The sequence below is a fragment of the Pseudoclavibacter sp. RFBA6 genome, assembly GCF_002931575.1.
Lineage (GTDB): Bacteria > Actinomycetota > Actinomycetes > Actinomycetales > Microbacteriaceae > Pseudoclavibacter > Pseudoclavibacter terrae.
Map to the genome: position 1 here is coordinate 269,394 of NZ_PSUA01000012.1, position 14,356 is coordinate 283,749.

Genomic DNA, 14,356 nt, shown 5'->3' on the forward strand with positions numbered 1-14,356 from the left:
AGACGCTCGTCTCGCGAACGACGGGCTGACGCTACGAGAAGTCGCGCAGGTCAGCTCGGTCGAGGCTGTCCTCGAGCGCCATGGCCTGCGCCTGCGTGATGATCGGGATCGCGCTGGTCACCGCCTGGATGCCGGAGAGGCGCTCAGGCGAGAGGATGCTCGTGACCTCTTCGCGGCTGAGGAGCCCCCGCTCGACGACGAGATCCGCGATGGTGGCCTTCGTGTTGAGGGCCTCCTTCGCGAGCTTCGAGGCCTCCGAGTAGCCGATGTACGGCGTCAGGGCCGTGACGACGCCGACGGAGCTCGAGACACGTGACTCGAGGAGCTCCTCGTTGGCGGTGATGCCGTCGATGCAGTTCACCCGGAGGGTGCGAGCGGCGCGGCGCAGCCACGCCGAGTTCTGCATGAGAGTGTGCAGCATGACGGGCTCGAACGCGTTGAGCTGCAGCTGGCCGGCCTCGGAGGCCATGGAGATCGTCACGTCGGCGCCAGCGATGACGAAGGCGACCTGGTTGACCGCCTCGGGAATGACCGGATTGACCTTTCCAGGCATGATCGACGAACCGGCCTGGCGGGCCGGCAGGTTGATCTCGCCGAGACCCGCCTGCGGGCCGGACGACAGCAGTCGCAGGTCGTTGCAGATCTTGGAGAGCTTCATCGCCGTGCGCTTGATGACGCTCGAGAGCGACATGAAGACGCCCGTGTCGCTCGTGGCCTCGATGAGGTCGTGCGCCGTCTGCAGGTCGTTGTAGCCCGTGATCTTGCGGAGCTGTCGCATGACCGCGGACGCGTAGCTCGCCTCCGCCGTGATGCCCGTGCCGATCGCCGTCGCACCGAGGTTGAGCTCGAGGAGCAGCGGCAGCACGTCGCGCAGGCGCTCGATGTCCTCGCCGATCGTCGTCGAGAAGCCGCTGAACTCCTGGCCGAGCGTCATCGGAACCGCATCCTGCAGCTGCGTGCGACCGATCTTCAGGATGTGCTTGAACTCGCTTCCCTTGACGCGGAACGCGTTCTGCAGAAGCGTGAACTCGTCGATGAGCCGCTCCGTGGCGTGCACGAGCGCGACCTTCACGGCGCTCGGGTACGTGTCGTTGGTCGACTGCGAGCGGTTGACGTGGTCGTTCGGCGAGAGGAACTCGTAGTCCCCGAACGGCCGCCCGGCGAGCTCGAGCGCTCGGTTGGCGATGACCTCGTTCACGTTCATGTTGGTGCTCGTGCCCGCGCCGCCCTGGATGACGCCGACGACGAACTCCTCATGGAGCTTCCCGTCGATGATGTCCTGGCAGGCGCGGTCGATGAGCCACGAGCGCTCCTGGTCGAGCACGCCGATCTCGAGGTTCGCGCGCGCGGCCGCCTGCTTGACCTGCGCGTAGGCCACGATGAAGTCCGGGTACACGCTGATCTGTCGTCGGCTGATCGAGAAGTTCTCGAGGGCACGCGCGGTGTTCACGCCCCAGTAGGCACCTGCGGGGATCCGCATCTCGCCGAGCGAGTCGCGTTCGACACGGAATTCCTGCGTTTCTGACATGACCTGATGGTCCTCCAACTTCGTCGTCTGGGTTTCCGCGCTGACCTCAGCCTACTGCCGGCGCGCTCCCCGGATCGCCGCTTCGAGGAGACTCGCCAGCGCATCCACCTGGATGCTGTCGGCGGACTGCTCACCGGTGTCGATGCCCTCGAGCGCCCGCAGCGCGAGGCCCTGCTTGTCGTCGATCAGCTCGGCGATGCGGGCATCGATGGTCTGGGCGGCGACGATGCGCCACGCCGTGACCGGCTCTTCCTGACCGATGCGGTGCACGCGGTCGATGGCCTGGGTCTGCTCGGCAGCGGTCCAGCTCAGCTCGGCGAGCACGACGTCAGACGCGGCCTGCAGGTTGAGGCCGACACCGGCTGCGAGGAGCGAGCAGACGACGACCTGCACGCTCGGGTCGTTCTGGAAGGCATCGATCGCAGCCTGCCGCGCCGCCGGCGACTGGTCGCCGCGGATGGAGACGGATGAGATCTCGTTCTCGGCGAAGGTGCGCTCGGCCGCATCCATGACCTCGATGTGCTTCGCGAAGAACACGACCTTGCCGGCCGAACGCGCGATCTGCCCCGCGTACTCCGCCGCGAGGCGGGCCTTCGCGGCACCGATGGTGCGGAGCATGGTGAAGATGCTCGCTCCGGTCGAGGAGGCCTTGGACTCCTCGACTTCCTGTCGCGCGATCATCCGCACCCGATCGAGGTCGACGACGCCGGGTTCGAGACCCGCCGCTGACGCCATCCGGCGGTAGCGCTCCAGAAGACGGGCGACGAGCGCTGCCTCCGCGGCGCGGATGCTCCGGCCTTCGTCGGAGTCGAGCTCGACGGGCATGTCGACGACTCGCTTCGCGGGAAGGTCCGCTGCGACGTCGATCTTCCTCCTGCGCACGATGCCGAGGTCGATGACCGTCTGCCGCGCGGCGGCGAGGAAGCCGGGGTCGCTCGGCACGAGTCCCGTCTCGTCCAGGCGATCAAGGAGCAGCTGCGAGGGACGATCCCCTTCGAGCCAGCCGAGGAACTGCCAGATGGCCTTGAAGTCGTCCACGTCGTTGATGAGCGGCGTGCCCGTCAGCGCCATGAGCAGCGGGTCTGCGCCTGGAACGCGCGAGCGGATGCTCGTCGCAAGCTGCATGACCAGCCGCGATCGCTGTGACTGCAGGTTCTTGATGAAGTGCGCCTCGTCGAGCACCATGCCCTTGAACCCGAGGGAGGTGAGCCAACCCAGGTGGCGGTCGAGGATCTCGTAGTTCACGACGAACACGTCCGCGAAGGCGTCGATGCCCTGGCCGTCACCGGAGATGACGGTGACGCGGCGGTTCGGGGTCCAGCGCTGGACCTCGCGTGCCCAGTTCGTCTTCACGACGTTCGGGACGACGCACAGCAGCGGATACGCGTCGGCGACCGACGCAGCGAGCAGCGCCTGCGCGGTCTTGCCCAGTCCTGGCTCGTCCGCGAGCAGGTACGCCCTGTGCCCCTCCGCGACACTCGCGAGGAGCCTCGCCTGGTGATCCATGAGCTCCTGCCCTGGCGGGGAGATGCGGTCCCATCGGGGAGCGGGAGGCAACTCCATCGAAGCCGCGTTGCCGCCCGCACCGGTCTCGAAGGCACGGAGCAGCGGTCCGAGCAGCTCCCAGTTGGAGAGGCGGGAGTAGTGCGGCGTCGTCGTGTTCACACTGGTGAGCACGGGAGCGAGGAACGGGTTGGAGCGCGTCCGAGCCTTGACGGACCCGGGGAGGACCTGACGTTGCGCGATCTCCGGCGGCAGCTTCTCCGCCTGGGCCTCGGGTTCCGGCTGCTCGTCGACGACCATCTCGATGCCGCCGGCGAAGAGCATCTGCTTGCGAAGCGCCTTCGCGGCCTCGCTGACAGGAGCACCCGGTTCGAGCAGGCTGATGAGCGACGTGTCACGAGCAGCGGTTTTCGCCAGGATCGAGGCGAGACCGTCGAGACGCTTGAGCGCCTCGGACCGGTCGTGCTCGCTGAGCTCCGTCGACTCCTTCGCCTTCGCGCGCTCTTCGCGCATCAGCAATGCGATGACCTGGAACTTCGTGCGGTTCGACGGCGAGACCTTGCCTCGCTGAGCGGAGGCCTCGACCTCCCTCGCCGCCTTGGCGAGCTGAGGGATGACTCCGGTGTTGTCGACGGGCTTACGGTGGCGTGGCGCCGTGTGAACGCCGGCGCGACCGCCGGCTTGGGCGCGTGTCCTACGAGACATGCCCCTCCTTATGCAACGTGGCAGGGATCGGGAAGTTGAGCCGGGCGGAGGTCGCAGCATCGGCGCCGAACGCGGCGACCGGCAGTGAGGCGGGCGTCGGCCCACTCGAGTGACGAGCTCCCGGATGTCATGCAGGTCTCGAGGAGAGTTCAGATTCCCTCAGACACCAGCGTTGACAGTGTACGCCAGGCGACCCGCAGGTTTCGACTCGGGAACGACGTGTCGTTGCCCCGCAGAGACTCTGGACGGGTGCGATAATCGTCAGGTGCCACAACGCCCTTTCCCAGATCCCGACCGGCCGTACTTCACGCCGTCGAAGCGGGTCGCAGGCGACTGGAGCGCTCACATCGCGACGACGCTCGACCGCACCGCCACGCTCCTCGCAGGGTTGACGCCCGAACAGTGGGAGTCTCCGAGCAAGTGCGACGGCTGGAGCGTCCGCGACGTTGCCGGGCACCTCGCCTGGAGACTCGGCTCCCCCACGTCCTCACTCGTGCGTGAAGCGTCCAAGGGCGTCCTGCGCAAGGGGCTGCGGGTCGATGCCTACCTGGACGACATCGCGAAGCGCGAGGGTGCGGCTCCGACCGAGGAACTCGTGGCCCGCATCCGCTCCATCGCCGCCACGAAGGTCGTCTCCCAGACACGAGCCGGAATCTCCGAGCTCACCGAAGCAGTCGTGCACACCTACGACATGACCGAGGCGCTCGGTCTGCGCATCCGCCTCAGCCCACGGTCGACAAGCGCGGTCGCCCTCGTGCGCACGCGGGTGCCGCTCAGCTCGGCTGCCTCCCTCGCGAAGCGCAACCGGCTCAGGGCGACGGATGCGCGGTGGCAGATCGGCGACAAGGGACCTGTGGTCGAGGGGACCGCTGCGCAGCTCGTGCTCAAGCTCTTCGGGCGCAGCGTGCAGCTCGACGACTAGGCACGTCCGACGGTGCCCGCGCTGAGACCGTGAGTCTGGTCTGCCGCGGGGACCGATGATCGGACGACAACCACCGCCCGCGCGGTTCAGACGGCGTAGCTGCCGCCGAGCGTCTCCGCCGCCTCGACGACATCGAGGCTCATGCGCTCCTTGAGCGCCTCGATGCTGTCGAATTTCTCCATGCCGCGTATCCGCTCGACGAACTCCACGCGGGCGATCAGCCCGTACAGGTCGACGGTCTCGCCGATGAGGTGCGCCTCGACCTGCTTGCGGGGCACCCCGTCGAAAGTGGGGTTGTTGCCGATGGAGATGGCCGCCGGAGCACTGAGATCCCCGCCCCTGAACCACCCCGCGTACACCCCGTCCGCTGGAATGAGGCCCTCGAGTTCCGGCGACAGGTTCGCCGTCGGGAAGCCGAGCTCCCGCCCGCGCTTCGCGCCGTGCACGACCTCTCCGGTCACGGTGTGGTTGTGCCCGAGCACTTCGGCGGCCGCACGGACCTCACCGGCGGCGAGGAGCTCACGAACCCAGGTCGAGGATGCGCGGCGTTCGGCGTGCGAGCGCTCGTCCTCCGCCATCTCGTCGTCGGCGATGACGATCTCGAATCCGCAGCTGGCGGCGAGCTCTCGCAGCAGTGCTACGTCACCGGCACCCTTCGCACCGAAACGGAAGTCCTGTCCGACGACGATGAGCCGCATCCGGAGTGTGCCCACGAGCAGATCACGGACGAACGCCTCCGGACTCATGCCAGCGAGGGTGTCGTCGAACGGCAGCACGATCGTCGAACCCAAGCCGGTCTCGGCGAGCAGGTCGATCTTCTGGCCGAGCGACGTGATCGGCTCTGGTTCGACTCCCGGCGTGATGAGCGAGAGCGGATGGCGATCGAAGGTGACCGCAACCGGCTCCAGGCCGTGTGCGGAGGCCTCGTCGACGAGACGCGAGAGCAGCCAGCGGTGGCCGCGGTGCACGCCGTCGAACTTGCCGACGGTGATGGCACTCGGCGCCAGATCGGCTGGCAGCTCAGCCAGGTCAGTGAACAGCCGCACGTTCCCTCTTTCGTCTCGATCGTCCCGTCTCGAGCCACGCGATGCCGAGGATCGGGAGCACAAGAGGAATATACGCGTAGCCCACCCCGAAGTCCGACCAGACGGTGTCGGAGGGGAACAGTTCCGGGTGGAACTCCGTCAGCGACCCGACCACGAGAACGCCGACGAGCTCGAAGACGATCGTGCACCAGGCGATTCGGTTCCACACGCGCCCCCGCCTGACGAGCGCGATCGTGGCGAGCAGGTACACCAGCGCGGCTGCAGCGGACAGCGAGTAGGCGAGAGGCGCCTCCCCGAACTTGGACAGCAGCTGGTATGAGCTTCTGCCGATCGACGCCAGCGCGAGGACTGCGTAGACCACGACCAGCACGCGACCTGCACCCCTCGCACCCTGGTACCCGCCGTCGCCGCCGGGCTCGCGCTCCGCTCGGCTCACGCCGGTGCCCCGATGAACGGGCTCGCGCCGATCCAGATCTGGTGCATTCTGAAGACCATCACGCCGACGGTGAGGGCGGCGATGCCGAGGATCACGGTCGACCACCTCGTGCGCTCGACGAGACCCCAGAAGACCGCGGCAGGCGGGATGATGACCGCCACCACCCAGTACATCCAGAACTCGAGGGCGTCCCCGACCGGCGCGTTCCCCGTGGCGGGCGCGATGAGCGCGATGACGAGCTGCACCACGAGCAGGAGCTCGACGAGCGCGACGGCGCCGACCGTCACGTCACCGGGCTTGCGGCCAGCGGCGCCCGCGATGAGGCAGAAGACACCGGCGGCGGCGCTCACAAGGCAGAGGATCCAGGTGAACCAGTCGATCACGCCTTGGCCTCCGTCGGCATGTTGAACTCCGACTTGAGCACGCAGGCCTTGGCTCTGGCGATGCCGATGAGGTCGCCGTCTGGATCGATCGCGGCGAGCAACCCGTCGTCGGCGCCCGTTTCGAGGCGCAGCTTCTTGCCGTTTCTGAGGTCGGCAGCCTGTTCGGCGGTCGCCTCGAACCCGCGGAAGCGTCGCAGCGCAGCTTGCGCCGGCGCCAGAAGGCGCGCGCCCAGGTCGTCTGCGTCAGGCGCGACAGCATCCTCGATGCCGAAGTCGCCGACGCGCGTGCGCCTGAGCGCCGTCAGATGCGCGCCCGTCGAGAGTGCTGCGCCGAGGTCTCGCGCCAGGGCCCTGATGTAGGTGCCTGACGAGCAGGAGACTCGGATGTCGAGGTCGATGACGGGCTGCTCTCCTGCGATCGTCGACCGCGAGGCGAGGAGCTCGAGCTCGGAGATCGTGACGTCGCGGGCCGCGAGCTGCACGGCCTCGCCGTCGCGAACGCGCTTGTATGCACGCACCCCGTCGACCTTGATCGCACTCACCGCGGAGGGGATCTGGCTGATCGGCCCACGAAGCGCGGACATCGCCGCCTCGACACGCTCAGGTGTGACCGCCGCGACAGCGGACGCAGCGGCAGTGTCCGTGACCTCGCCCTCCGCGTCCTCGGTGTTGGTCGACACCCCCAGTCGCACCGTCGCGAAGTACTCCTTGTCGTCACCGACGAAGTAGGTGAGGAGACGCGTGGCGCCGCCCACGCCCAAGATCATGAGTCCGGTCGCCATCGGGTCGAGCGTGCCAGCATGGCCGACCTTCCGCGTCCCGAGCGCCCGTCTCGTCATCGCGACGAGCGTGTGACTCGTCGGCCCCTGGGGCTTGTCAAGGAGGAGGACACCGCTTGGGCCGGGAGATGGAGTCGTCATGTCCCCAATATCCTACGGTGCCCGTAGGCTCGTTTCCGGCCACCGGACGGAGCCGGGACATCCCCGGCAGCCGCCCTTCCACACGCGTGAAGGAGAACAGATGCGGGTTGCGGTCATCGGCGCGGGTGCGGTCGGGGGCGCGCTGGCGCTCCTCCTGGACCGAGCCGGGCACGAGATCGTGCTCGTCGAGCGACAGGACGCGACGGCAGCCCCCGCCGACCGGCGACGACTCACGCTCACCGGCGCATTCGGCACGCACAGCGCAGAGCTCGCGACGCGTCGAGCACTGTCCGAAGCGTTCGACCTCATCCTGGTCGCCGTCAAGGCTCAGGACACCGTGCGCGCCCTCGAGCCGCACCTCGAAGCGGTGGCCCGCTCCGTGACGGTCGTCGTGCAGAACGGCCTCGAGGGCGCGTCGACCGTCGAGCGGATGCTCACCTCGCTCCCCCAGGCGCTCACGACGGGATTCGTCGCGGGAGGGCTCGCCACGTTCGCCGTGAACAGGCCCTCGTCCGACGAAGTCCGAGCGACGGCGACTGGATCGCTGACGCTCGGAACGGCATCCAAGGCCGATGCTGCACGCCTCTCGCAGCTCGCATCGGATCTGGCATCCACGATCGAGACCCGGGCCACCGATGACCTGGCCTCAGCACTGTGGAGCAAGCTCCTCATCAATCAGGTCAACGCACTCCCGGCCATCACCGGTCTCAGCGTGCAGGAAGCGGGTCGAGACCCAACCCTCCTGAGGGTCCTGGCTGCGAGCATAGGCGAGCTGCTGGCCGTCGCGGCGGCCAGTGGTGCACACCACGTCGAGGTCGGTCCGCTCGACGAGGCGCTCGTATCCCTCGCGAACACCCAGCCTCGCGAGCCCGGCGACGCCAATGCCCGGAACGAGCGATTGGCGCGCGAGCTGTCCGCCGCGTTCGGACCGACGCCGAACTACGCCTCGACGCTGCAGAGCATCCGCCGCGGCGAGGCGACAGAGATCGACGCACTCAACGGAGCCGTGGTCGCCCACGGTCGCACGCTCGGCCTGCCCGCCCCGGTGAACGCTGCCCTCGCGGGGCTCGTCCACGAGATCGAGCGAGGGCACCCGAACTTCTCCCCCTCCGCGGTCCACAGCTCAACGGTGACGGCCGCCGTCAACGCCTGGTTCGACCGCGGCCACCGAGCGCTCGCGTGGCGCCTGCCCACGACCACGCCGTGGGGGGTTCTCGTGAGCGAGACGATGCTGCAGCAGACGCAGGCGGCCCGAGTGGAGCCGAAATGGCTCGAGTTCATCGACCGCTGGCCCACGCCCGCCGCGATGGCAAGCGCATCGGAGGCCGAAGTGCTCCGGTTCTGGGATCGGCTCGGCTACCCGCGGCGAGCCCTCTGGCTCCTCGCGTGCGCCCGCTCCATCGTGGCAGACCACGCGGGCACTGTCCCTCGCACACGAGAGGAGCTGCTCGCGCTGCCAGGCGTTGGCCCCTACACGGCGTCAGCCGTGCTGTCGTTCGCCTATCGCGTGCCCGAACCGGTCGTCGACACCAACGTTCGTCGGGTACTCGCCCGCGTGTTCGGGGGCGTAGAGGCTCCGTGGGGGCCGTCTGCCGTGCGCGATGCCGCAGAGATGCGAGCAGCCTCCCCCGCGGATCCCGACGCCGCGAACGCCTGGAACGCCGCCGCCATGGAGCTGGGCGCCGTCGTCTGCACGGCGAAGCGGCCGAGGTGCGAGGAGTGCCCCGTCATGGGCCTGTGCGCGTGGTTCCGAGCTGGTCGGCCGGCGTCCAGCACCGTCGGGAGGAAGCGTCAGGCGACGTTCGCCGGCTCCGACCGAGAGATGCGCGGCCTGGTGCTCCGAGAGCTCCGGTCGATCCCAGGCGGCGTGGAGATCGCGTTCCTGCAGCAGCACCTCGACCCCTCCGGTGCGGATGCAGACCGCTTCACGCGTGCGATCGCCTCGCTGAAGAGCGACGGACTCATCGTGGAACGCGAAGCGGCGGAGATAGCGCTCGCCGGCGACTGAGCAGTCGCCGGCGAGCGCTGGGGCATCGAGCAGAGGAGCGTCAGACCCCCTCGGGCTCGTCCTTCTTCTCGTACGGGTCGGCGTCGCCCGCGTAGCTCGCACCCTTGGCCTGCTCAGCGGATGCGCTGTCGCGCTCGTGCGCTTCCCGCAGCAGCGCTGCGATGGCGTCCGCGTTCTCCGGAATCGCATCCGGCACGAATTCGAGGCTCGGGGTGAGGCGCGACGTGATGTTCTTGCCCACTTCCGTGCGGAGCATCCCGGTCGCGCTCCTGAGTGCAGCCGCGGTGTCCCGGCGCTCCTTCTGGTCGCCGTAGACCGTGTAGAAGATCGTGGCGTGCTGCAGGTCACCCGTGACGCGCACGTCCGTGATCGTGACGAACCCGAGCCGCGGGTCCTTGACGCCTCGCTCGAGGGTCTTCGCGACGATGACCTTGATGCGGTCTGCGAGTCGCAGTGCCCGTGAATGATCGACCATGATGGCTACTTTCTCGTGTGCTGATGCAGACAGTCAAATGTGTCTGCGGTGTCTCAAACTGCGGAGAACCTGAAGGCGGGGCCCCGGCCGGTTGGCCAGGACCCCGCCCCGAGCACGCACCGCGCTTCAGTCAGCGCGGCAGCTCGGTCGACAGCTAGACGCGCGGCTTCTCGACGAGCTCAGTCGTCTCGATCTCGTCGCCGATCTGGATGTCGTTGTACTTGCCGAGGCCGATACCGCACTCGAAGTCCGTGCGGACCTCGGTGACGTCGTCCTTGAACCGGCGGAGCGAGTCGATCGCGAGGTTGTCCGCGATGACGATGCCGTCGCGGATGACGCGAGCAGTCGCGTTCCTCGTGATCGTTCCGCTGCGCACGATACATCCGGCGATGTTTCCGAACTTGGAGGAACGGAACACCTCGCGGATCTCGGCCACACCCGACTGGACCTCTTCGAACTCGGGCTTGAGCATGCCCTTGAGCGAGTTCTCGATGTCCTCGAGCGCCCCGTAGATGACCGAGTAGAACCGGACATCCACGCCTTCACGAGCGGCGCGCTCGCGCGCCTTCGTGTCGGGGCGCACGTTGAAGCCGATGATGATGGCGTTGTCGACCGTGGCGAGGTTGACGTCGGACTCCGTGATGGCGCCGACACCGCGGTGGATGATGCGCAGCTGCACCGAGTCATCCACATCGATCTTGAGCAGCGACTCCTCGAGTGCCTCGACGGCACCGGAGACGTCACCCTTGATGATGAGGTTGAGCGACTCGACCTTGCCCTCTTCGAGTGCACGGGTGAAGTCCTCGAGGCTGATGCGCTTGCGGGACTTCGCGAGGCTCGCGTTGCGCTCGACGGCTTCACGCTTCTCGGCGATCTGACGCGCGGTGCGGTCCTCTTCCGTGACGATGAAGGTGTCGCCTGCGCGAGGAACGCTCGAGAGGCCCTGCACCTGGACTGGGCGCGATGGCTCAGCCTCGGTGACGACCTGACCGTTCTCGTCGAGCATGGCCCTGACGCGGCCGTACGCCGTTCCGGCGACGATCGGGTCACCAACGCGCAGCGTTCCCGACTGGATGAGGACGGTCGCAACCGCACCGCGTCCCTTGTCGAGCTTCGCCTCGATGGCGATACCGCGCGCCTCCTTGTTGGGGTTGGCGCGAAGGTCGAGACCTGCGTCAGCCGTGAGGAGGACGGCCTCGATGAGGCTGTCGATGTTGAGGTTGTTGCGAGCGGAGACGTCGACGAACATCGTGTCGCCGCCGAACTCCTCGGCGACGAGCCCGTACTCGGTCAGCTGCGCGCGGACCTTCGACGGGTTCGCGTCTTCCTTGTCGACCTTGTTTACCGCGACGACGATCGGCACGTTGGCAGCCTGGGCGTGGTTGAGCGCCTCGACCGTCTGCGGCATGATGCCGTCATCCGCCGCGACCACGAGGATCGCGATGTCGGTGACCTGCGCACCACGGGCACGCATGGCCGTGAAGGCCTCGTGACCTGGCGTGTCGATGAACGTGATGGCGCGCTCGATGCCCTCGTGCTCGTGCCAGACCTGGTACGCACCGATGTGCTGCGTGATGCCACCGGCTTCGCCTTCGACGACGTTCGCGTTGCGAATCGCGTCGAGGAGGCGCGTCTTTCCGTGGTCCACGTGGCCCATGACCGTGACGACGGGCGGGCGGATCTCGAGGACGTCGTCTCCTTCGTCCTCTGCTTCCTGGTCGAGGTCGATCGAGAAGCCTTCGAGGAGCTCGCGGTCTTCGTCTTCGGGGCTGACGATCTGGATGCGGTAGCCGAGCTCCTCGCCGAGGACCTCGAACGTGGCCTCGTCGAGCGACTCCGTTGCGGTCGCCATCTCACCGAGGTGGAACAGCACCGTCACGAGGTCGCCTGGGCTGGCGTCGATCTTCTCAGCGAAGTCCGAGATGGAGGCACCGCGGCGCAGGCGGATCGGCGTCGAGCCGTCTCCGCGACGAACCTTGACGCCGCCGACGCTCGGGGCTTCCCTCATCTCGAATTCTGCCCGCTTCGTCCGCTTGGACTTGCGCGCCTTCGACTTGCCGCCGCCACGACCGAACGCTCCGGCCGTCGAACCGCGACCGCGGCCGCCGCCGCCCGGGCGACCTCCGCCGCCACCTGGACGCGGCGCGAAACCGCCACCGGCGCCTGGAGCGCCACCTGGGCGTCCGCCACCAGCGCCACCAGCGCCCGGACGACCGCCTGGCCGGCCCGCACCCGCGGGACGAGCACCCGGCAGGACGCGGGGCTGACCGGGACGCGGAGCTGCCGGACGGGGTCCGCCTGCACCTGCAGGACGGGGTCCACCTGCGCCGCCCGGACGGGGGCCGCCGCCGGCTCCGCCACCCGGACGCATGCCCTGGTTCGAGGCGAATGGGTTGTTGCCGGGTCGCGAACGCCCCATTCCCTGGCTGGAAGCGAAGGGGTTGTTCCCCGGACGGGGTCCGGGACGCGGGCCGCGGGGGCGCGGGATCGAGGGGCTTGCGCCGCCCTCAGCCTGGGCAGGCTTGGGGTCGCCGGGTGCAGCGGGACGCTGCGCGTTCGGCTTCGGTGCGCCGGCCTCAGCTGCGGGAGCTGCAGGAGCGGCGGGTGCGGGGGTCGCAGCCGGAGCTTCTGTCGCGGCCGGAGCGGGTGCTGGCTCAGGCTTGCGCTTCGGTCCGGGAGTCGGCGCCGAGGAGCCGGAGGACTTCTGCGCCGCAGCGGGGGCAGCGGGGGCGGCCGGGGCCGAGGGTGCGGAAGGTCCGGGCTTCGTGCCGGGGCGCACGCTCGATGGCGTCGCGCCACCGGGACGCGGGGCGCCTGGCTTCGATGCGGCGGGAGCCGCTGCCTGCGGCTGCGCGCCGCCGGCTGCGTTGGTCTTCAGCGCCTCGCGAAGGCGACGGGCCACGGGGGGCTCGACGCTCGACGATGCGCTCTTAACGAACTCGCCCATGTCCTGCAGAGTCTTGAGGGCGGTCTTCGAGTCGACGCCCATCTCGCTGGCGATTTCGTGTACGCGTGGTTTTGCCACTTTTCTCCTGTCTGGGGCCCGCCCAAACAGGAGCGGACCATTAAAGTCGGATGTGCCTCATCGTGAGTCACTCATGATTAGTCCATGGTCCGATCAGCCTTTTCTCGTGGTAGGAGCAGTGCGTTCGCCCTGCTCCAGTGTGCTCGCGTGCCTGCTGAGCGCCTCGGTGTCCACCATGCCGGTCTTGAAGGCCCGCAAGAATGCGCGCCGCTCGATCGCTAGCCTGGTGCACTCCGCGGTCGGATGGATCCAGGCTCCACGCCCTGGAAGACTCGCCGAGATATCGACTTCGAGGCTTCCCTGACGGAGCACAACCCTGAGGAGCTGACTCCGTGCGGAGCGCGAACGGCATCCAACGCACGTTCGTACAGACGACATACTACCCCTCTGCGCGCGCTTCGTCTCCGTCTTCGAGGATCGAGTCGGGCTGGATGTCGATTCTCGCCCCCGTGAGCTTGGCCGCAAGCCGTGCGTTCTGTCCCTCTTTGCCGATCGCGAGCGACAGCTGGAAGTCCGGGACGAGTGCTCGGACGGCTTTGGTCGCCCGGTCGATGACAAACGCGCTCGAGACCTTCGCGGGACTCAGTGCGCTGGCCACGAACGTCGGCAGGTCATCCGAGTAGTCGACGATGTCGATCTTCTCGTCGCCGAGCTCGTTGGTGACGGCGCGGACGCGTGCCCCGAGCTCACCGATGCAGGCACCCTTGGGGTTGATGCCCTCCTGCGTGGCTCGCACCGCGATCTTCGAACGGTGACCGGCTTCACGGGCCAGCGACACGATCTCGACGACGCCGCTCGCGATCTCGGGGACCTCGAGGGCGAAGAGCTTGCGGACGAGAGACGGGTGGGTGCGGGAGACGGTGATCTGGGGGCCTTTGCTGCCCCGCTCGACCTTCGTCACGAAGACGCGCAGTCGGCGGCCGTGCGAGTAGTCCTCACCTGGCACCTGCTCCTCAGGGGGCAGGATCGCCTCGACGGTTCCGAGGTCGACGTGGATCATGCGGGGGTTCGGGCCCTGCTGGATGACGCCGGCGATGATGTCGCCTTCGCGTCCGCGGAACTCGCCGAGCACCTTGTCGTCGCCGATGTCGCGGATGCGCTGGTTGATGACCTGCTTGGCTGCGAACGCGGCCACTCGACCGAAGTCGTCAGCGGGGAGCTGGGCTTCGCCGATGATCTCTCCGTCTTCGTCGAGCTCGGGGACGAAGACGTTGACCTCACCGCTCTTGCGGTCGAGGTGCACCCGGGTCGAGGCCGGCGGCACGTCCTGGCCCAGTTCCTGCGAGACGTGCTTCTCGTACGCGGTCAGGATCGCCTGCTCGAGAATGCTGGCAAGTTCCTCAAACGGGATCTCACGCTCTCGCTCGAGAATCCTCAGGACAGCAAGGTCGATCTTCATGGCGCT

Annotated in this window: 12 protein-coding genes; 2 read left to right on the top strand and 10 right to left on the bottom strand. The window is 68.1% G+C overall.

All coding sequences use genetic code 11. The annotated features are described in order from the left end of the window. Positions 1 to 31: 31 nt before the first annotated feature. Together C5C17_RS11190 and C5C17_RS11195 are read right to left on the bottom strand one after the other, a co-directional pair. On the bottom strand, positions 32 to 1,528 hold the full coding sequence (locus C5C17_RS11190) for an aspartate ammonia-lyase (RefSeq protein ID WP_104253452.1): 1,497 nt from the start codon (positions 1,526 to 1,528) through the stop codon (positions 32 to 34). A 51-nt stretch (positions 1,529 to 1,579) separates the two neighbouring features. Next, positions 1,580 to 3,736, bottom strand: a complete 2,157-nt coding sequence (locus C5C17_RS11195; protein WP_104253453.1) for a DEAD/DEAH box helicase — start codon at positions 3,734 to 3,736, stop codon at positions 1,580 to 1,582. A 265-nt stretch (positions 3,737 to 4,001) separates the two neighbouring features. On the opposite strand from C5C17_RS11195, the gene C5C17_RS11200 reads away from it, so the two are divergent. Next, positions 4,002 to 4,658: a maleylpyruvate isomerase family mycothiol-dependent enzyme gene (locus tag C5C17_RS11200; RefSeq protein ID WP_181028559.1), complete on the top strand. Its 657-nt coding sequence runs from the start codon at positions 4,002 to 4,004 to the stop codon at positions 4,656 to 4,658. A gap of 86 nt (positions 4,659 to 4,744) precedes the next feature. On the opposite strand, the gene C5C17_RS11205 is transcribed toward C5C17_RS11200, so the two are convergent. Genes C5C17_RS11205 through truB form a run of 4 tightly spaced genes read right to left on the bottom strand, consistent with a single transcriptional unit; the run spans position 4,745 to position 7,443 of the window. Then, a complete protein-coding gene (locus C5C17_RS11205; protein ID WP_104253455.1) occupies positions 4,745 to 5,704 on the bottom strand; it encodes a bifunctional riboflavin kinase/FAD synthetase in 960 nt (319 codons plus the stop codon). Next, complete coding sequence (locus tag C5C17_RS11210; protein WP_104253456.1) at positions 5,688 to 6,140, bottom strand: hypothetical protein; 453 nt, start codon at positions 6,138 to 6,140, stop codon at positions 5,688 to 5,690. The genes C5C17_RS11205 and C5C17_RS11210 overlap by 17 nt, the downstream gene beginning before the upstream one ends. Next, the gene (locus tag C5C17_RS11215; RefSeq protein WP_104253457.1) at positions 6,137 to 6,523 is read right to left on the bottom strand and encodes a hypothetical protein; all 387 of its coding nucleotides are present in this window, start codon (positions 6,521 to 6,523) and stop codon (positions 6,137 to 6,139) included. Before C5C17_RS11215 ends, C5C17_RS11210 begins: the two co-directional genes overlap by 4 nt. Then, a complete protein-coding gene (truB, locus tag C5C17_RS11220) occupies positions 6,520 to 7,443 on the bottom strand; it encodes a tRNA pseudouridine(55) synthase TruB (RefSeq protein ID WP_104253458.1) in 924 nt (307 codons plus the stop codon). The genes C5C17_RS11215 and truB overlap by 4 nt, the downstream gene beginning before the upstream one ends. Positions 7,444 to 7,543: 100 nt before the next feature. On the opposite strand from truB, the gene C5C17_RS11225 reads away from it, so the two are divergent. Next, positions 7,544 to 9,451, top strand: coding sequence for a 2-dehydropantoate 2-reductase (locus C5C17_RS11225; protein WP_181028560.1), 1,908 nt, complete (start codon positions 7,544 to 7,546; stop codon positions 9,449 to 9,451). Positions 9,452 to 9,491: 40 nt separating this feature from the next. On the opposite strand, the gene rbfA is transcribed toward C5C17_RS11225, so the two are convergent. The 4 genes from rbfA to nusA all read right to left on the bottom strand — a co-directional run bounded on the left by rbfA (position 9,492) and on the right by nusA (position 14,350). After that, positions 9,492 to 9,926, bottom strand: a complete 435-nt coding sequence (gene rbfA / locus C5C17_RS11230) for a 30S ribosome-binding factor RbfA (protein ID WP_104253460.1) — start codon at positions 9,924 to 9,926, stop codon at positions 9,492 to 9,494. 154 nt (positions 9,927 to 10,080) lie between these two features. Beyond that, positions 10,081 to 12,951, bottom strand: a complete 2,871-nt coding sequence (gene infB, locus C5C17_RS11235; RefSeq protein ID WP_104253461.1) for a translation initiation factor IF-2 — start codon at positions 12,949 to 12,951, stop codon at positions 10,081 to 10,083. A gap of 93 nt (positions 12,952 to 13,044) precedes the next feature. Further along, positions 13,045 to 13,329, bottom strand: coding sequence for a YlxR family protein (locus C5C17_RS11240; RefSeq protein WP_104253462.1), 285 nt, complete (start codon positions 13,327 to 13,329; stop codon positions 13,045 to 13,047). 1 nt (position 13,330) lies between these two features. Continuing rightward, positions 13,331 to 14,350 carry a transcription termination factor NusA gene (nusA, locus tag C5C17_RS11245; protein WP_104253463.1) on the bottom strand — a complete coding sequence of 340 codons (1,020 nt, stop codon included), beginning with the start codon at positions 14,348 to 14,350 and terminating at the stop codon, positions 13,331 to 13,333. Positions 14,351 to 14,356: the final 6 nt, after the last annotated feature.

Bases quoted from the DNA above. Each gene is read 5' to 3' on its own strand.
- C5C17_RS11190 (WP_104253452.1), bottom strand. From the start codon at position 1,528: ATGTCAGAAACGCAGGAATTCCGTGTCGAACGCGACTCGCTCGGCGAG.
- C5C17_RS11195 (WP_104253453.1), bottom strand. From the start codon at position 3,736: ATGTCTCGTAGGACACGCGCCCAAGCCGGCGGTCGCGCCGGCGTTCAC.
- truB (WP_104253458.1), bottom strand. From the start codon at position 7,443: ATGACGACTCCATCTCCCGGCCCAAGCGGTGTCCTCCTCCTTGACAAG.
- C5C17_RS11225 (WP_181028560.1), top strand. From the start codon at position 7,544: ATGCGGGTTGCGGTCATCGGCGCGGGTGCGGTCGGGGGCGCGCTGGCG.
- rbfA (WP_104253460.1), bottom strand. From the start codon at position 9,926: ATGGTCGATCATTCACGGGCACTGCGACTCGCAGACCGCATCAAGGTC.
- C5C17_RS11240 (WP_104253462.1), bottom strand. From the start codon at position 13,329: ATGTCGTCTGTACGAACGTGCGTTGGATGCCGTTCGCGCTCCGCACGG.
- nusA (WP_104253463.1), bottom strand. From the start codon at position 14,350: ATGAAGATCGACCTTGCTGTCCTGAGGATTCTCGAGCGAGAGCGTGAG.